Source organism: Pseudomonas marincola, assembly GCF_900116605.1.
GTDB lineage: Bacteria > Pseudomonadota > Gammaproteobacteria > Pseudomonadales > Pseudomonadaceae > Aquipseudomonas > Aquipseudomonas marincola.
This window is the reverse complement of the sequence record NZ_FPBC01000001.1, coordinates 609,497-629,150: the sequence shown is the minus strand read 5'-3', so window position 1 is coordinate 629,150 and position 19,654 is coordinate 609,497. Positions and strand designations below refer to the sequence as shown.

Annotated in this window: 25 protein-coding genes; 11 read left to right on the top strand and 14 right to left on the bottom strand. The window is 55.9% G+C overall.

Annotated features, from left to right (window positions below):
* The first annotated feature begins 161 nt into the window (after positions 1 to 161).
* The 10 genes from BM395_RS03125 (at position 162) to BM395_RS03080 (ending at position 11,797) form a co-directional block, all read left to right on the top strand.
* Positions 162 to 1,130, top strand: coding sequence for a Bug family tripartite tricarboxylate transporter substrate binding protein (locus tag BM395_RS03125; protein WP_090508848.1), 969 nt, complete (start codon positions 162 to 164; stop codon positions 1,128 to 1,130).
* 26 nt (positions 1,131 to 1,156) lie between these two features.
* On the top strand, positions 1,157 to 1,627 hold the full coding sequence (locus BM395_RS23530) for a tripartite tricarboxylate transporter TctB family protein (protein WP_090508847.1): 471 nt from the start codon (positions 1,157 to 1,159) through the stop codon (positions 1,625 to 1,627).
* Positions 1,627 to 3,129 (top strand): tripartite tricarboxylate transporter permease, encoded by a 1,503-nt coding sequence (locus BM395_RS03115; protein WP_090508846.1) that lies wholly within the window; start codon positions 1,627 to 1,629, stop codon positions 3,127 to 3,129. Before BM395_RS23530 ends, BM395_RS03115 begins: the two co-directional genes overlap by 1 nt.
* 221 nt (positions 3,130 to 3,350) lie before the next feature.
* Entirely contained in the window at positions 3,351 to 4,052 is a 702-nt protein-coding gene (locus BM395_RS03110) for a FadR/GntR family transcriptional regulator (RefSeq protein ID WP_090508845.1), read from the top strand.
* A 314-nt stretch (positions 4,053 to 4,366) separates the two neighbouring features.
* Positions 4,367 to 5,383 carry a TRAP transporter substrate-binding protein gene (locus BM395_RS03105; RefSeq protein ID WP_090508844.1) on the top strand — a complete coding sequence of 339 codons (1,017 nt, stop codon included), beginning with the start codon at positions 4,367 to 4,369 and terminating at the stop codon, positions 5,381 to 5,383.
* A gap of 65 nt (positions 5,384 to 5,448) precedes the next feature.
* Entirely contained in the window at positions 5,449 to 7,392 is a 1,944-nt protein-coding gene (locus BM395_RS03100; RefSeq protein ID WP_212633010.1) for a TRAP transporter large permease, read from the top strand.
* A gap of 2 nt (positions 7,393 to 7,394) precedes the next feature.
* Positions 7,395 to 8,438, top strand: coding sequence for a substrate-binding domain-containing protein (locus BM395_RS03095; protein ID WP_090508842.1), 1,044 nt, complete (start codon positions 7,395 to 7,397; stop codon positions 8,436 to 8,438).
* A 14-nt stretch (positions 8,439 to 8,452) separates the two neighbouring features.
* On the top strand, positions 8,453 to 9,484 hold the full coding sequence (locus BM395_RS03090; RefSeq protein ID WP_342029834.1) for an NAD(P)-dependent oxidoreductase: 1,032 nt from the start codon (positions 8,453 to 8,455) through the stop codon (positions 9,482 to 9,484).
* Positions 9,477 to 10,220 carry an amidohydrolase family protein gene (locus BM395_RS03085; protein WP_244528915.1) on the top strand — a complete coding sequence of 248 codons (744 nt, stop codon included), beginning with the start codon at positions 9,477 to 9,479 and terminating at the stop codon, positions 10,218 to 10,220. The genes BM395_RS03090 and BM395_RS03085 overlap by 8 nt, the downstream gene beginning before the upstream one ends.
* A 374-nt stretch (positions 10,221 to 10,594) precedes the next feature.
* On the top strand, positions 10,595 to 11,797 hold the full coding sequence (locus tag BM395_RS03080) for a tyrosine-type recombinase/integrase (RefSeq protein WP_090508840.1): 1,203 nt from the start codon (positions 10,595 to 10,597) through the stop codon (positions 11,795 to 11,797).
* 21 nt (positions 11,798 to 11,818) lie between these two features.
* Here BM395_RS03080 and BM395_RS03075 read toward each other — a convergent pair whose 3' ends face one another.
* From BM395_RS03075 to BM395_RS03015, 14 genes are all read right to left on the bottom strand, one after another.
* Positions 11,819 to 12,001, bottom strand: a complete 183-nt coding sequence (locus tag BM395_RS03075; protein ID WP_090508839.1) for a helix-turn-helix transcriptional regulator — start codon at positions 11,999 to 12,001, stop codon at positions 11,819 to 11,821.
* Positions 11,994 to 12,209 carry a hypothetical protein gene (locus tag BM395_RS03070; protein WP_090508838.1) on the bottom strand — a complete coding sequence of 72 codons (216 nt, stop codon included), beginning with the start codon at positions 12,207 to 12,209 and terminating at the stop codon, positions 11,994 to 11,996. Before BM395_RS03070 ends, BM395_RS03075 begins: the two co-directional genes overlap by 8 nt.
* Complete coding sequence (locus BM395_RS03065; protein WP_244528914.1) at positions 12,199 to 12,396, bottom strand: hypothetical protein; 198 nt, start codon at positions 12,394 to 12,396, stop codon at positions 12,199 to 12,201. The genes BM395_RS03070 and BM395_RS03065 overlap by 11 nt, the downstream gene beginning before the upstream one ends.
* Positions 12,389 to 12,661: a hypothetical protein gene (locus BM395_RS03060; protein ID WP_090508836.1), complete on the bottom strand. Its 273-nt coding sequence runs from the start codon at positions 12,659 to 12,661 to the stop codon at positions 12,389 to 12,391. Before BM395_RS03060 ends, BM395_RS03065 begins: the two co-directional genes overlap by 8 nt.
* The gene (locus BM395_RS03055; RefSeq protein ID WP_090508835.1) at positions 12,658 to 13,317 is read right to left on the bottom strand and encodes a hypothetical protein; all 660 of its coding nucleotides are present in this window, start codon (positions 13,315 to 13,317) and stop codon (positions 12,658 to 12,660) included. The genes BM395_RS03060 and BM395_RS03055 overlap by 4 nt, the downstream gene beginning before the upstream one ends.
* Before the next feature lie 78 nt (positions 13,318 to 13,395).
* Positions 13,396 to 13,758 carry a hypothetical protein gene (locus BM395_RS03050; protein WP_425287570.1) on the bottom strand — a complete coding sequence of 121 codons (363 nt, stop codon included), beginning with the start codon at positions 13,756 to 13,758 and terminating at the stop codon, positions 13,396 to 13,398.
* A gap of 10 nt (positions 13,759 to 13,768) precedes the next feature.
* On the bottom strand, positions 13,769 to 14,503 hold the full coding sequence (locus tag BM395_RS03045; RefSeq protein WP_090508833.1) for a hypothetical protein: 735 nt from the start codon (positions 14,501 to 14,503) through the stop codon (positions 13,769 to 13,771).
* Between the two features lie 55 nt (positions 14,504 to 14,558).
* The gene (locus BM395_RS23270; protein WP_170860537.1) at positions 14,559 to 14,699 is read right to left on the bottom strand and encodes a hypothetical protein; all 141 of its coding nucleotides are present in this window, start codon (positions 14,697 to 14,699) and stop codon (positions 14,559 to 14,561) included.
* Between the two features lie 52 nt (positions 14,700 to 14,751).
* Entirely contained in the window at positions 14,752 to 17,568 is a 2,817-nt protein-coding gene (locus BM395_RS03040; protein WP_090508832.1) for a toprim domain-containing protein, read from the bottom strand.
* The gene (locus tag BM395_RS03035; RefSeq protein WP_090508831.1) at positions 17,553 to 17,810 is read right to left on the bottom strand and encodes a hypothetical protein; all 258 of its coding nucleotides are present in this window, start codon (positions 17,808 to 17,810) and stop codon (positions 17,553 to 17,555) included. The genes BM395_RS03040 and BM395_RS03035 overlap by 16 nt, the downstream gene beginning before the upstream one ends.
* A 65-nt stretch (positions 17,811 to 17,875) precedes the next feature.
* A complete protein-coding gene (locus BM395_RS03030; RefSeq protein WP_090508830.1) occupies positions 17,876 to 18,241 on the bottom strand; it encodes a hypothetical protein in 366 nt (121 codons plus the stop codon).
* 2 nt (positions 18,242 to 18,243) lie between these two features.
* The gene (locus tag BM395_RS03025) at positions 18,244 to 18,516 is read right to left on the bottom strand and encodes an Ogr/Delta-like zinc finger protein (RefSeq protein WP_090508829.1); all 273 of its coding nucleotides are present in this window, start codon (positions 18,514 to 18,516) and stop codon (positions 18,244 to 18,246) included.
* Positions 18,513 to 18,983 (bottom strand): YmfL family putative regulatory protein, encoded by a 471-nt coding sequence (locus tag BM395_RS03020; RefSeq protein ID WP_170860536.1) that lies wholly within the window; start codon positions 18,981 to 18,983, stop codon positions 18,513 to 18,515. The genes BM395_RS03025 and BM395_RS03020 overlap by 4 nt, the downstream gene beginning before the upstream one ends.
* Positions 18,984 to 19,012: 29 nt before the next feature.
* Positions 19,013 to 19,213: a DNA-binding protein gene (locus BM395_RS03015; protein WP_090508828.1), complete on the bottom strand. Its 201-nt coding sequence runs from the start codon at positions 19,211 to 19,213 to the stop codon at positions 19,013 to 19,015.
* 84 nt (positions 19,214 to 19,297) lie between these two features.
* Here BM395_RS03015 and BM395_RS03010 point away from each other — a divergent pair, with 84 nt between their 5' ends.
* Positions 19,298 to 19,639 (top strand): helix-turn-helix domain-containing protein, encoded by a 342-nt coding sequence (locus BM395_RS03010; protein ID WP_090509200.1) that lies wholly within the window; start codon positions 19,298 to 19,300, stop codon positions 19,637 to 19,639.
* Positions 19,640 to 19,654 lie beyond the last annotated feature (15 nt).

The following is a 19,654-nucleotide window of genomic DNA, read 5'->3' as shown; positions in this document are numbered from 1 at the left end:
CGGAGCGAATCGGGCTATCAGGACGTGCATCTGCCATTTGCCTATGTCAGGTGACCCCTCATGCAGTGACAGCGCGTTTAAGTGTGCTGTTCAGTGCGGCTCGCTAGCTGTATGTACGACCTGAAGACACGCGAAACCATCTAAAAATAATGAGGTTTGTAATGCGTAAGCTATCCACAGTTCTATGCGCCACTGTTATGACTCTTTCTGCCAGCGCTGCTTTCGGTGCTGCGAACTATCCATCCAAGCCGATCACCTTGATTGTGCCGTGGTCTGCTGGCGGCGGCTCTGACGCTGTCGGTCGTCAGTTGGCAATGGGCCTTCAAGAGGAACTTGGCCAGCCGGTGAATGTTGTGAACAAGACCGGTGGCGCGGGCGTTGTCGGCCACATGGCGATGAAAATGGCTAAGCCAGATGGCTACACTCTGGGGTTGGGTACTGCCGAAATCGCCACCTATAAGCACATCGGCACGGCCAACATCTCATACACCGATTTCACCCCGATTGCTCTGCTTAACGTTGATTACGCCGCGTTCACCGTGAATGCGGATTCTCCCTGGAAAACCCTTGGCGATGCATTGGCCGACCTTAAAGCCAAGCCCAATACCTACGTGGTTTCGGGTTCAGCGCCGGGCGCAGCCTATCACTTGTCGTTTGCCGGCTTCATCGACCAGCAGGGCATTGACCCGCAAAGCATCAATCTGGTGCCAAGTGAAGGGGCAGCGCCAGGCCTGCAAGAGCTGGCTGCAAATGGTGTGAATATTGTTTTCTCATCGCTCCCTGAAACCGAGTCTATGCGTCAGTCAGGTCGTGTGCGCACACTCGCTGTTCTGTCCAATGACCGTTTGAGTGCATTTCCAGACATCCCGGCGGCTAAAGAAGTTACCGGTAAAGACTGGACTCAAGGCTCATGGCGCGGTTTTGTCGGGCCTGCCAACTTGCCAGAAGATGTCAGCAAGCGCTTGGCTGCAGCGGCAGAGAAAGTCTTCAACTCCGAGTCATTTCAAACCTTCATGAACAGCCGTGGGTTCGGTCCTGTCTGGGCAGATGCCGCAGGCTTTGAGGCGTACATGAAAGAGCAGGATGAAAAGAACGCCGTAACGATCAAAAAGCTTGGGCTGGCTAACTAAGCCTGCGTGACCCAGAGGACAGCAGTATGCGTACCAATGACAAGGTCACAGGGGCAGTGACGCTAATTTTTGGGATATTGGTGATTGCCAATTCCCGGGGGCTGGCCAATCTGCCGCATCAGGCGTATGGCGCCGGCACATTTCCGGCTGTTATCGGAGGGCTTTTAATGGCTTTCGGCGGGTTGTTGGTGCTACGCGGTTTGCGCAGCAATACCCGTTGGATGGTCTGGGCCAATGCGGTGCCGATTAAACAGTTCTACCTGACCCTGCTAGGCATCGTCGCAGTGATCGTAGCTTATATAGTGCTAACGCCAATTCTGGGCTTTCCGGTGGTCGCGTCGACACTGTTGAGTGTGCTGCTGTATTGCTTGTATCGGCCGAGTTGGTTGATAGCCGTTTCGATTGCAGTCATTTCTACTGCTGTCATCTGGGGTGTTTTCGGTCGCCTTTTACAGGTACCGCTCGAGCTGGGTATCTTGGAAAAGGTGATCTACTGATGGACAGTTTTATCGCTGCAACATCCCTCGTTTTTACCTGGGATGTCATGTTTATCATCCTTGCCGCTTCCGTGTTTGGGCTGTTTATGGGCGCTATTCCGGGGCTTACGGCAACCATGGCAACGGCACTGTTGGTGCCCGTCACATTCTTCATGGAACCATTGCCGGCAATTGCAGCCATTGTGTCTGCTACTGCGATGGCAATTGTGGCCGGGGATATACCGGGGGCATTGTTGCGAATTCCCGGTACGCCTGCCTCAGCGGTTTATACCGATGAGGCGTACTTGATGGGTAAGCAGGGCAAGGTTGGCGTCGCGTTGGGCCTGAATGTGGTCTGCTCAATGTTCGGTGGGTTGATTGGTGTTTTGTGCCTGGCGTCCTTTGCTCCGCTGATTGCCAATTTCGCCATTCAGTTCACCAGCGATGAATACTTCTGGCTGGCGCTGTTGGGGTTGTCGTGCGCGATATTGGTTTCGGGTGGTGACCCTTTAAAAGGGGCTATTTCGATGCTGGTGGGCTTGGCCATTTCGATGGTTGGCATGGACAGCGTGTCAGGGCAGGTTCGCTTCACATTAGGCAGCTACGATCTGTTGGCGGGTATATCGATTCTGCCAGTCTTGATCGGCTTGTTTGCGATCTCGGAACTGATCCGGCGCATGCCTGAAAGCAAGAACCCCACACCGCCCATGCAAACTGACGTTAAAAGCCCGTTCGCAGGTGTTGGTTCATTGCTCTGGAAGTACAAGTTCGGCGTTGCCAGAGGCGGGGTGCTGGGCACGTTGATCGGTGCGTTACCGGGCGCCGGTGCCGACATCGCGTCATGGATCAGCTATGCCATCGCCCGCAAGTTCTCTCGCACACCGGAAAAGTTCGGCACGGGCCATCCTGAAGGGCTGATATCCGCAAGCTCTGCCAATAATGCATCGTTGTCGGGTGCCTATATTCCGGCATTGGTTTTTGGCATTCCTGGCGACACTGTCACGGCGATTATCATTGGCGTGTTGATGACCAAGGGCATCACGCCAGGCCCAGACGTATTTGTTAATGAAGGCCCGTTGGTCAACGCTATATTCATGGTGTTTGTCGTGGCGAACCTGTTGCTTCTACCGCTTGGTTTCATGGCGATTAAAGGGGCGCGTCATATCCTGTCGATTCCATCGGGGGTTTTATTCCCTCTCATTTTGGTTTTCTGCATGGTTGGCTCGTTTGCCGCTAACAACTCGATGTTTGATATCTGGATCATGCTGGCTTTCGGGCTTCTTGGTTTCGTGATGGCCGAGAACGACTTTCCGATTGGGCCTTTGATTCTGGCGGTCATTTTGGGGCCGATAATTGAAAGTAACTTCATGCGCTCTATTATCAAATCGAATGGCGACCTGAGCTCGTTTGTCGATCGACCAATCGCGACCGTGCTCGCAGTGGCTGCGGTGCTGATCTGGGGGATGATTGTGGTCAATGGCATTGCCGCAGGGCGGCGTAAAACCAACCTCTCATTCAGTTAATCAAACCGGCGAGTTAATTCCCGTCACTGTTGTGGCGGGGATTTTTTTGCGTTGTGAGTCGCGAGTTGAGTAAGATCGTTGCGACGCCATGCTTTGCGGAAGCCCGCCCCGAGTAGCTGCCAATCTCAGTTGATTACTATTTAGAGTCTCGAGTGTCTGGGGCTACATGTGATTGGCCGTGCGTGAGTGTTTTATCTGCTGTGGTTTAGGACAAGTATTCAATGAAAGCTCAAGCTGAAAAGCACTCTTTATCATCGGTCGTTTATGAGAAGATTTTGTCTTCGATTATCAGCGGTGATTTCTCGGTGAATCAGAAGTTACCGACTGAGGCAGACCTATGTGAGCGCTACAGCGTTTCGCGCCCGGTGCTCAGGGATGCGCTGGCTCGCCTGCGTGAAGATAATCTGGTGGTGTCACGCCGGGGATCGGGCAGCTATGTGATTAATCGTCCAGACAGCGCAGTGCTTGAGTTCGCCCAGATCTCCAGCATTGCCGATATCCAGCGCTGCTTTGAATTTCGCACCAATATTGAGTCCAGTGCCGCCGGCCTCGCTGCTATCCGGCGTACCTCTGAGCAGTTGGATACGATCTGGGCACGTTATGAGGCGATTCATCAGGCCAATATCAAGCATGACCGCGCGACCAACGAGGACTTTGAGTTCCACTTGGCAATCACCGAGGCCTCCAGCAACCATTACTATGCGACCGTTCTCAAGTCGTTGAACAAAAGCATCAAAGAGGGCATGAACCTTACCCGGGGCCTGTCGTTACTGGCGTCGGAGGAACGGCTCAAAATTGTTCAGGATGAACATTTGGCGGTGGTCACAGCGATTGTTGAGAAAGATCAGCACAAAGCGGCTGAGAGCATGCGCATTCATCTGGAGAACGCCCGGCGCCGTATGTTCGAAGGAACATCGAGCTAGCTGAACGTGTTGCTTTGCCTCTGACTGGGTGCTCTGCCCAGTTTCTGTATCTCGGCCCAGCCATGACAACCATGGTCCGGCCCATACCTATCTACTCCCTCGATTTTTCTGTCCCTGGCAGGGCAGGGCTCAACGCTGCCTGACGGCTTCTGTTGCAGTACTTGAGCCTGCTTCTCGGCGCTAATTATTAGCCAAAAGTCGCGCTGAAAATATCCAAAATCAAGATTGATAATTTGTAATTAGATGTTAGTATTTGTTTGCTATTTAGTAAAACGTTTTACCAAAAATAACTTAATAATAAAAAAGGATCACCCATGAATCTGACTCGCCGTCGTTTCGTGCAGACCGCCGCTATTGGGGCTGCAGCGCTTACTCTCCCTAAAGTCAGTTACGCCGCTACCCCGGTCATTCGCCTGTCATCGACGTTGTCGGCAGATGACAACTCTGCACATTATTTGTTTTATACCCTGTTCCGCGACAACCTTAAAAAACTGCTCGGCGACCAGGTTCGCATCGACTTCTTCCCCAATGGTCAGTTGGGTAAAGAGGCTGATGTGGTGCAGCAAGTGCGCCTGGGTTCTATCGATATGATGGTTTCAGGCAGCTCAATTTGGGCGACTGCGCTTCCAGAGTTGACCCTGCTCGACCTGGGTTTTCTGTTCGACAGCTACGATCACGTCAGCAAGTCGATCGACAATGGCGTCGGTGATATCTACAACAAGATGCTGGAAGCACGGTCGGGTTGTTCGATTGTCGGCTGGGGATCGCACTTCACTGCACGCAGTGTGTACACCAAGCCTGAAGTCAAAGACATGGCCTCGATGAAGAATGTGAAGCTTCGTGTGCTGCCGACGCCTGCGTTTATCGAAACATTCAAAGTAATGGGCGCGATCCCTACACCTATTCCATTCAACGAGATCTACACCGCCGTGCAAACAGGTGTGGTTGAAGGCTTCGAGTTGGACGCCGGCACGATCCTGGCCAATAAGCTCAACGAGACAGTGAGCAACAGTTGGCAAACCGATCACCTGTTCAGCCCGTGCATCGCGGTGATGGGCAAGCGCACGTTGGCGAAGATTCCCAAAGACTTGCAGCCGCTGTTTCTTCAGGCAGCACGGGACGCCAGCGTACAGCAGCGGGCAATTGCGGCGACCAAGGGCACTGATGCCATTAATGCGCTGAAAACAGCGGGCATTAAATTCTTCCCGATGGCGCAGTCCGAACGTGAAACCGTGCGTGCCGCCATGCGCGAAAAACTGTGGCTGCCATTTGCCAGTGAAAACCCTGCAATCGCTCCGGCTCTCAGCGCAATCGAAGCCGCCCGCGCCTGATTGCCAAGGCCGGGCGCGCCCGGCCTTTGATTGCGCACCATTACAACTATAAGAGAATCCTACCCATGAGCTCATCACCCAGTGCCGTTCCCATGGCGCCCCCTGGTTTCTGCGAAGAGCAGATTGCTGCCCCTGCACCTGTTGTCAGCCCTGCCTGGGGCTTTACCACTGAAGCCGGCGCGGGGCGATTGCTCGCAGGCTTATGCACCTGGATTGAGCGCTTGTGTGCATTGGTCCTGGCCATTGATGTTGGCGTGGTTTTCATCTCCGTGGTGCTGCGCTATTTCGTGCACCATCCTGTGGAGTGGGCCGAGGAAGTTGCGCGGGGCTTGATGGTGTTGTTGGTGTTTCTCGGCGGTGCAACGGTGCTCGCTCACAAACAACATATTCATGTCGATTTCTTCCGCACGTTGCTGCCCAAGTCGTGGCAGCAAGTCTCTATGCAGGTAGGGGGTTGGATCGTCGCAGGGACTTCTATCGGGCTGGCCATTTCTTCATGGCAGTTATTGCAGGACGCTGCCAATGTCACGACGCCAATGGGCATGCCGCAGTCGATGAATGTGCTGCCCGTGTTTGCCGGTTCGCTGTTGATGAGTGTTGTTGGCATCGCCAATGCGGTTAACGGCAGCACGCGTATGACCTGGCTGACGTTGTTGGGTTGTGTGCTCGTCAGCATGGCGGTGTGGGGCTGGAATAGCTATTTTGAAGCCTATGCATTGCAGCCTTGGCACTTGATGCTCGCCGGGTTTGTGATTGGCTTGCTGAGCGGCGTGCCCATCGCGTTTGTCCTGGCCTTTTGTGCACTGGTGTACTTTCTTGTAGACCCGTCCTTGCCGCTGATTATCTATTCGCAGCAAGTGATGGCGGGTATGGATCACTTTGTACTGCTGGCGATTCCTTTCTTTGTGCTGGCCGGTCTGATCATGGAAGTAAACGGCATGTCGACGCGGCTAATCGAGATGCTGGTGCGTATTTTCGGGCGTGTACGGGGCTCGATGAATTTGATCGCGATTCTCGCCACCGCATTCTTTTCTGGCGTCTCTGGTTCGAAGTTGGCAGACATCGCTGCGGTGGGCGGGATCGTCGTCCCTGCCGTGCGCCGTACCCGCCAAGACCCGAATGAAACCGCTGCGGTACTGGCGGCGTCCGGAGTAATGGCGGAAACAATCCCGCCTTGTATCAATATGATCATCATGGGTTTCGTTGCCAATATTTCTATTGGCGGCCTGTTTCTGGCGGGTATCGTGCCGGCGATTTTCATGGCGCTGGGATTGGCAACATTGGCCGTGATTGTCGGTAAGAAAGTCGACCCCAACGTTGCGTTTCCCAACCGCCGTCCGATGCTGCGTTTGATTGGCGGTGCGCTTGTCGCGTTGATCATGGTTGCCATGATCGGCAAGGGCGTAACGTCAGGCGTGGCAACGTCCACCGAGGTCTCAGCCTTTGCTGTTGTGTATGCATTGATCGTTGGGGGGATCGCCTTTCGAGAGTTGACCTGGTCGGCCATGGGCAAGCTGTTCATGCGTGCGGCGGCAATGGCTGCGGGGATTTTGTTCATTATCGCCGCCGCATCCAGTGTGGCGTTCTCGCTGACCATTCTGCAGATCCCCGCCATGATTTCTGATGCCATGCTGAGCCTGGCGCATGATCACGGTGCGCTGGCATTCATGCTGGTGTCGGTACTCATCATGGTGGTGTTTGGCGCTGTGCTCGAAGGCGCTCCTGCACTGATTATATTTGGCCCGTTGTTGGCGCCCATCGCGGTGCAAGTGGGCATCAATCCTTTGCATTTCGGCACGGTTGCGGTGATTGCCATGGGCCTCGGTTTGTTCTCTCCGCCTTTCGGTTTGGGGCTTTTCGCAACATGCGCCATTACGGGGACACGGGTCGAGGATGTATCGCGGCGCTTGCTGAAATACCTGCTATTGCTGTTGCTCATGCTGGTGATGATTGTATGCGTGCCGACCATTTCTTTGTGGTTGCCACGCCTGTTTGATATGGCGGGATGAGCATGGCGACTATTCATGATGTAGCGGCGCTGGCTGGAGTATCGGTCAGCTCTGTGTCGAATGTTATGAACAAGCGGACCTCAAAGCTCAGCGCAGAAACCTTTGCGCGGGTGGAGCAGGCGATCAACCAGCTGGGTTACCGGCCCAACCGCATCGCTCGCCAGCTTAAAACCGGGCATACACCGATGCTGGGTTTACTGGTGCCCTCTACGGCCAACCCCATGTACGGTCAAATAGCGCTGGAAATTGAAAAGTCGGCGCAAAAGCTATTCGGTTATCGCTTGCTGCTGGGGAATACCCACCGTAACCCGAGCGAAGAAGCGGGGATGTTTCAGGACCTGCTCGCCTTTGGCATACGTTCGGTAATCGTGGTCTCTTCCATGGCCGATGAGGCGCATATGGAGGAGGCTGCATTGAACGGTTTGAGCGTGGTCAGCTTTGACCGCACCACGCCGGCTGAGTCGGGTTCGCTGATCGATCACATTGCCCCCGACAACTTTCGTGCAGGTTATTTGGCGGCTGATCATTTGCTGTCTTATGGCCACAGCCATCTGGTGTTTCTGGTGCCACGCGGCAGAACGGTGAGTCGAGCCGACAAGATCAATGGCTTCTTGCGGCGTATTCACGACAGCTCGGGTTGTGCGACTGCCGAGGTTATCGAAGGCTCTGTTGCGGAGTCGTTCGGTGACTCGGAATTGGCAGAGCTGGGCGCGGCAATGGCTTCACAGATTGCGCAGATGCAGCCTATGCCAACAGCCGTTGTCACCGTCAATGACATGCTGGCAATTGGGCTCCTGTCCGGGCTGCATCGGTTGGGCCTGCGCGTTCCTGAAGACGTCTCTGTTGTAGGCATGGATGACTTGTCGATAGCCGCTTTCACCAAGCCAGGATTGACCACCGTCGCAATGCCATTGGCAGCAATGGCTGACGCCATGGTCCAGCGCGCGATCGGCAGGGTCTCCCAACCAGACATGGTGCCCGGCAGTTTCATCTTTCAACCCGCCTTGGTGGAGCGTCACTCCGTGGCCGCGCCTGCTCGTAAATAAAGGTTTTGAGTATCATGATGACAAAGATATTGTTGAGTCACTCCCCGGTAAATCGAGCTAATTTTTACGGAGACCGAGCGCTCAAAGAGCTCCAGCAAATGGGTGAGGTCGTACTCAATCCACATGATGAAGTCTTGTCGCTGGAGCAGCTCGCCGAGTTGGCGCAAGGCTGCCAGATCATAGTTTCCAGCCGTGAAGCGCCTGCCCCTGCGGCTTTATTCGAGCAGCTCCCAGAGTTGCTTGCGGTCTGCCGTGTTGCGGTCGATATTCGTTCGATTGATGTCGAGGCGGCGAGTCGGCATGGCGTGTTGGTTACCCGCGCAACGCCGGGTTTTGATACCTCTGTCAGTGAGTGGATCATCGGCGTAATGATCGACCTAAGCCGGGGGATTACCCGCGCCGCTGCCGCTTTCTGGCAAGGTCAGTCGCCCGAAGCCCTGATGGGACGTGAGTTGCGCGGATCAGTGCTGGGTATCGTCGGCTATGGCTGTATCGGCCGCAAATTGGCCGCTGTGGCCAATGCCCTGGGCATGCGCGTACTGGTCAATGACCCGCACGTTGATGTGGGAGACGTAAACATAAAACAGGTGTCTTTCGAGCAGCTTCTCAGCGCGTCTGATTACGTTGCATGCCTGGCCCCGGCGTTGGCGCAAACCCACAATCTTTTCAATGCGCGTGCTTTTGCAGCGATGCAGCCACATGCCTTCTTCATCAATGCTGCGCGTGGTGAGTTGGTCGACGAAGAGGCGCTGCTTGCCGCGCTCAATAATGCACAAATCGCAGGCTGCGGATTGGATGTCGGGCTGGCCTCGGTGCAAATGCCAAGCCCGCAATTGGCTGCCCATCCCCGGGTCATCGCCACTCCACATGTCGGCGGTTTAACCCCGCCCGCCAGTGAACACCAAGCCATGGATACCGTGCGGCAAGTGCGCGCAATACTGGCTGGCGTCATGCCCGAAGGCGCTGTAAACCCGGCTTGCGCAAGCCGTGCTGTAGCTGCATTTGGCCTGCAGGCACTACCGGAGAAGGCGCTGAGCAATGACTGAAAAACCAAACACTCTTCCGGCCAATGCCTGTGACTGTCATGTGCACCTCTATGATCCGGTGCGATTCCCGGTAGCGGCTGTTGTTCCTCCGGCGACCTGGAACGATTTGCAATCCATGCATCAGGCGCTGGGCATACAGCGCACGGTTCTGGTTCAGCCGTTGGCCTATCGGTTTGACAACAGCTGCCTGCTCGATGGATTACACCAAGCAGGCGAGCACGCCAGAGGCATCGCCGTGATTGCAGCTGACAGTTCTGATGAGCTATTGGCAGGTCTGCATTTGCGTGGTGTCCGCGGGGTGCGATTGATGATGGTTCCAGGCTCAGAAGGCGTGTTGGGTTGGGAGGATTTAGAAACTCTCTCGGCGCGCATCGCTGAGCTTGGCTGGGTCATTAACTTGCAGTTGGATGGTCGAGAGCTGCCAGCGTTTGAGTCACGACTTTCAGCTTTGCCAAGTAGGCTGAGCATTGATCACACCGGAAAATTTCTTGAACCCGTTGCACTCGACTCAAGTGCATTCAAAAGCTTGCGGCGCTTGATGGATACCGGTAACACCTGGGTCAAGGTTTCAGCCCCTTATGAAACCTCGAAGCAGGGCGGCCCGCTGTATCCCGACGTCAGCATTCTTGCCAGTACTTTGGTGGAGCACTACGCCGAGCGCTGCTTATGGGCGAGCAACTGGCCCCACCCAGGCCAATCACCCGAGCCACAGACCACCAGTTGCTGGAGTTGCTAAGCCATTGGGCGCCCAGTGAAAGCGTCAGGGAGCAGATATTGGTGAGCAATCCGCAAATGCTTTATGGGTTCTAGTGAAACAGCTAGGCCAAGCGGTATTTAGGGATAGGGCGAAAGGTTATATCTAGCCCAGAAACAACAAAGCCTCGTCGATGACGAGGCTTTGTTTTGAAAAATCTGGAGCGGGCGAAGGGAATCGAACCCTCGTTATCAGCTTGGGAAGCTATTACGTCTAGGGTTTCAGTCTGTTCCATGTAGTATCAATTCCACGCTCTAAGCCAGTAAACTCGCGGGCTTCTGAGGTGCTTTAGGCTGACTCTTGATTCAGCCCGTTTCACCTTGTTTCACGCCAACTGTCACCAGGAACTGTCACCAATGCTCACGGAAAAGCAGATTCAAGCCCTCAAGCCGCTCGATAAGGACTACGTGATTTCTGACGGCAGGACAGCCAGAGGTGAGGGGGTTTTGCTGCTCAAGGTGAGGCCCAACGGGACCAAAGAGTTTTACTTCCAGCGTCACGTTGGCGGTAAAAAGAAGCTGTCGAAAATTGGCGCTTGGCCTTCGATGAAGCTCACTGTTGCTCGCGACAAGTGTCGATCGGAAAAAGAGACCGTCGCCTCGATCGGTACGTTTCAGGAATTGCTTGATTCATATGTAGGCAAGCTGGAAGCCAAGGGCGCGGCCACCGCTGACGATGTTCGGTGGTCATTCAAACACTATGTCAGTGAGCCGTTCCCCGCGATGGTTGCGCGGCCGGTTTCACTGATTGGGCCAATGCACATTCGTGACATCATCGCTCGCATGATTGAAAGCGGTGTGACGACATACTGCAACCGTGTGCGATCGCAGTTGCATGCAGCTTTCCAGATGGGGTTGGAGCAGGAGTACAACCCGCGCAGTTACCTTGAAAACAAAGTGAAGTTTGGCCTGTTGAGTAACCCAGTCGCCAGCGTGCCTGTGCAAGCCGACTGGGAAAAGCCCGGTGACCGTGCTCTATCGCCAAAAGAGCTGCAAGCGCTTTGGAATTTGCTGCCTGATCAGCTCTCCCTGGTAACGTCTGAGCTGCTTAAGTTCCTGATTGCTGCCGGTGGCCAGCGCCCTGAGCAACTCCTGTCCTCAGAGCGAAAGCTTTACCAGGCGGACCATGTAGTTATTCACAGCAAGAAGGGCGTAGAGGGCGAGCGCACGCTACATGTGGTGCCTTATAACAAGCTCATGCGCGACTCACTCAAGGTGATGAGCATGATCAGCACCACAAGCGCTTACCCGTTTGAAGGCAAGGTCGCAGGCCAGTCACTGCATGCAAATTCGTTATCTCGTGCAGTGACCAAACTTTATGGGCGCCACCCCGATAAGTTCGACGGGCCGTTCACCTTGCGGGATCTGAGGCGCACATGCAAAACCCTGATGGGTGTTGCTGGGCTGGATAAATCGCTGCGTGACCGGATTCAGGGCCACGCGTTTAGCGATGTGTCGTCAAAGCACTATGACCGTTACGACTACTTCAAAGAGAAGCAGCAAGGCCTGCGCCGTTGGGCTGATTGGCTGCAGAAGAATGTCATCGGCCAGAATGAGTGAAGGCCGCATCGCGGCCTTCTGCTACCCCCATTTTTTTGGGTTATTTTGCCACTTTGCAATATCTGAGGCTTTCCAGCCTACGCGGCCAGGTGTGATCGGTACCGAGTCTGGGAACTCACCAGCCCTGATTCGGCGCCAGATTGTTGAGCGTGACAGTGATGTCAACTGAACCACCTCACTCATGCGAAGAAAGCGGTCAATCATGGCTTGCTACCTCGCACTGATAGCCTAAGCGCCCGCGCCAATCGTCTTCTTGCCCAGCGTTCACTCGATCGCAATAGCTGGCCAGCATGGCTTGGGTTTGGCGGTTTTCCATGACTACCATGAACACCAGCAACGCTGCCAACAGTGCAAGCGAAAAGCGTTTCATGGTGCGTTCATCACTGAGTTTTACAAGTAATTTAGCGAGCATAACGCTTCCCCTTTGCCTGTTTTGCGGCTGCGGTTTCGGCCATGCGAGCGGCCCACTCGGCGGCTTGACGTTTTTGGCGGATGCGGCTGCAGGCGCTGTGCTTGCGGGTTGAGCGGGCCTTGTGGCAGATGTCGCAGATGCTGGGCAGGTCGAGGCGGTGGCCGTTGAGGGTTGGGCGCTCACGCATGGCCCACCTCCACTGCATAGACGGTCAAGTCGCCCAGAGCAGGGCCTTGGTTACGGCGGATGCGCTTGAGCTGCTGAGCTTGGGTGGCACCGGCGCCGAACAGGAACACAAAGGACGTTGCCCCGGCGCTGCCCACTTCGCGCAAGCGATCGAGCAAGCCGGTGTAGCTCAACGGCTCCGGCAGTTGGGTGAAGGGTTGATCGAGGCTCTCCAGGTGATGCATGAGCGTGGTGGCTTGGGCGAGGGTGACGGTTTCGTTTCTCATGCCGCACCGCCTTGCGCTGCCTGCACCTGGTAGTCGCGGAAGGTATAGATCTGGCTGAGTTCAAAGCCGTCATTGAGGGCGGCGCGGATCCAGTCCAGCGGTTTGCCAGTGCCTTGGTATTGTTCCGGCAGGTCGCGTGCATCGAAGTGATGGGCCGCGCGCTGCGTCGACTCGCCGTCGTATTCGTCTGCATCGGTGGTGAAGATGAACTCGCGGATGATGCGGCCACACCAACGCAGCGTGTGATAAACCACCGTTTCCCCGTGCACCACCGCTTTAAGACGATTAGCCGCGAACCCGCGCATGCACTGATCGTGGCGAGCTTGATCGATGATCCATGGCGGACGCACATCAGATGGCAACTCGTCGCCGGTCGCCAGCAGGCGGTTTATCTCGGTGGCCAGCGCCTGAGTGTTCTCAAGGCGCTCAAACTTGCGGCCAATCAGTTTGGCGCTACCGGTTTCCAGCAGGTCGCTATCGTGCTCAAACAGCGTCCAGCCATCGCAGTCGCGGCCAGTGCAGAGGAAGAAACGCCCAGCGGCCGAGGCCAAGCGCTCACGGCTTGAAATGACGGTGAATGTCATGCCGTATCGCGTGACGGTCTTCCTACCTGTGGTAGCCTTCTCGCTGCTGACTTCTGGGGTTTGTGCTTGCATGGTGCTTCTCCTTGGGGTTGGTTCGGCCCTGGTGGGTTGCCGCCCACCGGGGCCATCTTTTTTCCGGCTTGCCCGGTGTCAGTTGAGGCGGTACTGCTTGCCGTCCTCGATCACGTAAAAGTTCACGTCGCGCAGTCGATAAACACCGCCAGGGCCGCCCTGCACGGCGTAGTCGCCATAGGGCGGTGTGCCTACGCGAACCGGGAACAACTTGTCGCTCTGGTGGGCGTATTCGCTGGATTTCTTAAGCAGCGCATAGAGCTGCTGGCTCTTGGGCTTGCAGCCGTCCGGGCCATGCGCGGCCTCGAAGCCCAGCCAAGCGGCGCGGGTTTCGACGTTGTAGAACTGCTGGTCTTCTGGATTACGCGCCAGGTCATAGCCGCGCGGTTCGGCCCAATCCGTGAAAGCCAACTGCAAGTTCAGGTTGTCAATTTCGTTCACGGTCATCACCTCAAGCCTGAGCCAGCACAGGCGGTACGCCCTGGCTGAGCATGTTGCGCACGTTGGCAGCCAGTTCGGTTGGGGCGAGTGCCTTTTCGTTTTTCACTGGCTGGGGCAGCAGCTTGGCGGCCTCGGGGAATAGGTCCTCTGCCTGTCGGGAGGTACGGCAGGCCAGCAGCACGCTCATGGCCTGAGCGCGGAACGCAATGGCCGCCTCAACCACGCCCGCTAGTTCCGCACACGCCATCAACGCCATGGTTTCCAGCTCGGGATCGGTGATCAGGGCCATTTGGTTGAGCCTTGGCACACTGCCAGCCGGGCTTTTCATGCTCAGTACCCAGTGACCTTCGTGGCGCTGCCTGGTGAGGTATTGGCTTACGCCTGAATAGGCTGTTGAACCCAGCACCCTTCCGATCAGGTCGTTGCGCTGGTCTTTTTTGTATTCCTTAAAAACGGCAACGATCTGAGTCTCTCTGGGCTCTTTGTCCTCGCGCGGCACTAGGTAGTTAGGTTCGCAGCTGGCAGTGGCAGTCACTGCGCCCGCTTGCATCAGTTCGTGCCAGTGTTTTTTGTCGAGCCCAGGCAGCGCTTCAACGGCCGCGCAGTGCTTGGCCCAGAATTGAGCATTCAAGGCTGCCAGGTCTGCGGCGATGCGCGGGCCATGCTGGGCCACGGCCTGCAAGGTGAGTTTGTTTGCCACGTCGTCGCGCATGGCGTTGGTGATGGTGAAATGTTTGCTTTGCATGGTGCTTCTCCTTATTGCTGGGTTACCCAGGTGTTGCCGCACCTAGGCGGGTTGGTTACTTGAGCAGACCGAGCAGCAGCTCTGGCCCCATGTTGCCGATGGCGATTAAGGCTAGTAATGCCAGGGCGCTGCAGGTGAGGGTGGCCAGCTTTTCGCGCTTGCTGGGTTGGTGCTCTGGGTAGTGGTTGTGCTGCATGGTGCTTCTCCTTTTTGCGGGTTATGCCTGGGCGTTGCCGCGCCCAAGCGGGTTATTGCGCTTTGAACATCCAGCATTTAACGGTGGGTGATTTGTTGATGGTGTGGTTGTGCTTGGCCGCTTGATAGCTGCGCACAGCACTGTCTACGGCGCGATTGGCGTCTACGAATTTGCGGCTGCGGCTTTCTTTGAGCAGGTCACGCAGTACGCCAACATCCGCCAGCTTTTGCCGGTGTTCGGCTGCGCGTTCGCAGAACTCGTTGAGGTTGATGGCAATGAGCTCGTCTTTTTTGCTGTGGTTGACCACCGGGCCATCTGCATCGAGGCCTTCCAGGTAGTCGAACACTTCCCAGAACTCGGCTACTTGCGGGTGATCCGCGCTGATCGATGCCTGGCGCTCAAGGGCCATCGCAATGATTTTTCGCTGTGTGCTGCTCACCTGGGCGTCAGTTAGACCCACCACCAAACGCAGGGCATCGAGTAGCGCCAACAACTGCGCATGGTTCTTGATGATCCGCTCAACACGGATGTAGCCGCGCAGGGTGTTGCCGCACTTATTACATGCACCTTGTTCACGCTCTGCTGAATACTCGGTGCCACAGTTGATGCAGTTACTGTTGAGCGTGCGCAGGCGTTGTTCATGCTCAGGGAAACGCTGCTCAAACACCTCCAGCACCTTGGCTTCCTGCTTCACTGCCAGCAGTAAAAAGTGGCTCAGCGTGTCGCCATCGAGCATGTTCAGGCGTGCTGCTGCAGCGCGGCTGGTCGGTGTTACCTCTGGCCGTTTGAAATGCAGTTTGCAGATGCGCGTCATGATGGCTTCATGTGCGATCACCGGCGCGTTTTGGCTGATGGCGATGGTGCCGCGAAACGGCGGTTCATAAGTTTCGTTGCCGGCCGTTTTAACGCCCTTGGTGGCCAGCGTGCCGCCGCCGAAGAAGTCTTTCAATTCATCCCATTCAAAGGTTTTGGCGTGGCTCTTGTCGTCGCCATGGCGGTCTGCCTCCAGAAACACCACCGGCATGGCCGACACTTGGCCCATGAGGCGTGAGCGTCCGGCTTTGGTTGATTTCATCGGGTCGAAGCCTTCATAGCCATCGCGGCCCAGCAGTTTCCAAAGCACGTTGAGCAGCGTGGTTTTACCGGCGCCGGCTTCGCCTGTGGCTTCCAAAAACGGGAACGATTGATACTTGGCGCGTATCTGTTCAGCGAACAGCGAACCAAACCAGAACACCAGGGCGACAATGCCTTGCTCCGCAAAGCAGGTCCAAAGCAGCTTTAACCACTGTTCGTTGTAGCTTTTGCCGTCTTGTTGCAGGTTGATGCGCACGCCTTTCTGCAGACTTTTTATGCGCAGTTTGCCGAACTCAAAATAGTCCTCTTCGTTAACTGCAAACACCTGCCCGTCGCGCACTGCGACATCACCGAACACATAGCTTGAGTACTCTTTGCTGTAGCCCACGTAATCAATGGTCGAAACCGTTTTGATGCCGTAGAGCTGGTCTTTCATGATCTTGTCGAGCTGCTGCCCGGTACCGGTGAACATCGCGCCCGCTGCCATGCCAAGCAGCCGCTTTTTAAATTCGCTGGATGCAGCCAGCTGGGTGCTGGTAAAGGTGTTTTTGACGCTGGCGGCGTCGTGCGGGAAGTCAACACGCAGGTAGTACCAGGACTCATCCGTCACCTCGTTGCGCTGGTAGTACAGGGCTTCGGGGTAGCAGTTAGCGATTTCTACGGTGCAACCTGATTCCTGCAGCGCTTTCTCGCGCATTTGCCGGTCATTGAGCTGCTGGTCGGCATGGTCGTCGCTGTCTTCCAGCGCGGTCATGGCCTTGTTGAACTTCTCCAGGTCGAGCTTGAACCAGTACAGGCGGCTGTTAAAACCAAAATGAAACTCGGCGCGCTTCTGCCATTCGTACATGATTAAGGCTTTTTCACCTGCGCTTTCAGCAATCAGCAACGCGCCGTGGTGGCGGGCTTCTTTGAGGTCAGCGGCAACGCGGTCAGCCTGCTTGCTGGCGTCTTCGATAAATACCCAACGCTGATGCAGGTCATTCCAATCAACTTTGCGGCCGTCGCGCTGAGGGATTTGCGCAGCCTCGCAAGTGAAGCCCAGCTCGCGTGCAGCCTTCACAAACTTGCGGGTGAAACGGTGGCCGCTTGGCTCGTTGTCCAGCGCCCAGATAAGCCGGGGCAGGCGTGCGCCGGTACTGCTGCGATCTTTGAGCAGTTGCTTGAGCGATTCGTCTGGGTAGTTGCCCGAGCTCATTGCTGCCACAGCGGTTAAGCCATTGTGCTGCAGGGCCAAGGCATCAAAGATGCCCTCAACAATCCACAGCTCATTTGCCGCGGCTAAATCCACCTGTGGCGCGCACCACCACTGGCCCTTGTAGGCGGCACCCGGCTTGAACCGTGCTTTTTGCTTACCAAAGCGCTCCGGGCGATCGATGAGGCGTTCCCAGTAGCCGCCATTTGGCAGGGGAAAGCGCACGGTGGCGCTGCCTTCGTTAAGTTCACGGCTCCAGAATTGCTCTTGCGTAAACAGCCCGTTTACCAGCTCCAGGCGAAAGCCGCGTGCAAACTCCAGATACGCCCGCGCAGTGGCCATGGGGTTGGTGTCGGTGGCTGGCGCGCGTTCGCTCCAGTCGTTGAACAGGTCTGCGTACACGTCTTTAACGTGGATCTGCGAACCGCATTTGCTCAAGCGTCCGCAATGCAGCATCCACGGCTTATCAAAGAAGCTGTAGAGCTCGCGTTTACTGCACACCGGGCAGGTGCCTTTGCGCAGGTAGTTGGTGCCTGCGATATGCGTGAGGCCATAGTCGCGGTGCAGGCGGGTGAGTACTTCGCCCCTTAGTTGTTCGTGCATGATTGGCCTTGCGCTTTAGAGTTGAGGGCGGCTTTAAGCGCGCCGATGGTGCGTTTGTGGCCCGCCAATGCTGGGTAGTCATCGAGGATGCGAGCGCTACGCTGGAAGTCGGGCACGCTGCGGTAACGATCGTCATACCAGTGCTCGGTCATCCCGCGCCGTAGCTCACTGCGCAGGTTGGCAAGCCATGCCTCGGCCACCGGTGTTGGCAGGTCGATTTGAATGGCAACGGCTGTTTGCATGACTACCTCCTCGGATTACGGGCAAAACATCCCCATACCCACGGCGTGGGCGGGGTGAAAATTGTTTAGTGGTTGGGGTTTGCGTGGCTGCAAGCAGCAGCCAGGAAGTGCTCAGGCAGGATGCGGCGCGGAATACTGACCACCTCGCCGGTCAGGCTGTCGGTGATCATCACGCACAGCGAATTAACCTTTGCAGTAACTGCTACACGCTGCACTTTGCTGGTTGATTGCAGCTGATTGAGCGCAGCTTGTACGCACTTGGCAGCCATGAAAACCGGCACGTCGAGGATATGAATCAGGTGCTGTACTGCGCGGTCTGCCAGTTGTGAGTCACCGCTCAGGTGCTCTGTTTCGTGGTTTTGCAGGAAGCACAACGCTGCCTGTTGCATGCTGCTGCGGTAGTCATCGAGTGCAATCATGGGTTCGTTCACGGTTATGCCTCCAACAGATCAAGCTGAGTTTCGCCAGGGGCGCGCATGGCCTCAAAGCGCAGAGAAGTCGGTGCTGCGGGCAGCTGAACCTGTGGGTTAGGCATGCCGGATGGGCTCATCTGGTGGGTGATTTCAAACTGAGCGCGGAATGTTGCGCCGCATGCTTCATTGGTGCATTGCAGGTACGCGGTGCGCAGGCAAATGTGCTGGCCTTCACTGGTACGAATGCGGATGGGTTTATGGCAGTGCGGGCAAACCAGTTTGTAGGTACTCACTTTTGCGGCCTCCGGTGCAGGGTTATCACTGCATCTACCTCTGAGTGGCGCGCGGCGATGTGTTGGCGATGTGCGTGAATGATTTCAGCCAGCTCGGCCTCATCGATCACGCCGTCTTGCAGGGCTTTGGCGATCAGCGAATCAACGGCGCCGCGTTTGATGGTGGTGGTCATGCCATGCGCATACAGGTCGAGGTTGTCGAGCTGTTCGGCTTTGGCGTTCCTGATGAACACACCGTCATACATGGCACTGATGTAGTCGGGCAGGTGGGTGGTGCCAGCTTCTTGCTCAAGCAAATGCAGCTGTGTGTCATCCAGTGGGCGACTGCCGGCACTTTCGTAAACATGGTTATCGAGCTTTTTGAGTGCTATGCCCAAACGGCCAGCTGCACATTCGCGGCCACCGGGATACGCGCACACAATTGTGCTCATCACTTGGCGGCGGGTTTCTAGAATTGGACTTTTCATGTTCTGGTTTTTCCCTTTCGCCAGGTGCATTACTGTGCAACTACGCCATCTTTGATGCCGAGCAAAACGGCAGCCTTATGAGCCTCACCGCGTTTGCCTTTCTTGCGACCATTGAGCAAGTCGCTGACCAAATTTTTGTTCAACCCGTGCTGCCGTGCGAAAGCGGCAATGGTTTTACCTTCTCGGTCAAGAACCGCACGGGCTTGCTCAGGGGTTAATAGGGCATGCATAGTGTTTGTCCGTGTTTAATCGTGTTCGATAGGAAGGATTCTTGACCAATAAACTGGTCAAGTCAACTGGTGTTGATCAAAAAAATGCTCATTGAGATTGGTTTAGGCGAACGCCTGCGTGAAGAAAGGGATCGGCTTGGCCTTAATCAGACAGATTTCGGGGTACAAGCGGGCGTGAGTCGCGGCACCCAAAAAGCTTATGAGCTAGGGAACAGTTCGCCGGATATTCGCTACTTAATGGTGCTACAGAGCATGAGCGTTGATGTGCATTACCTGCTCACAGGTACTCGCGGCCCGAGTGATGTTGCAGCGATGAACGCCGGTGAGGCTGCGCTTGTGCATAACTATCGAGCGTTATCAGACGCAGAGCGCGACACAATAGGGCGAATGGTTAGCGCTCTCGCTGCGCAACCCAAAGGCCAATAATCAAAGGAAGGATGA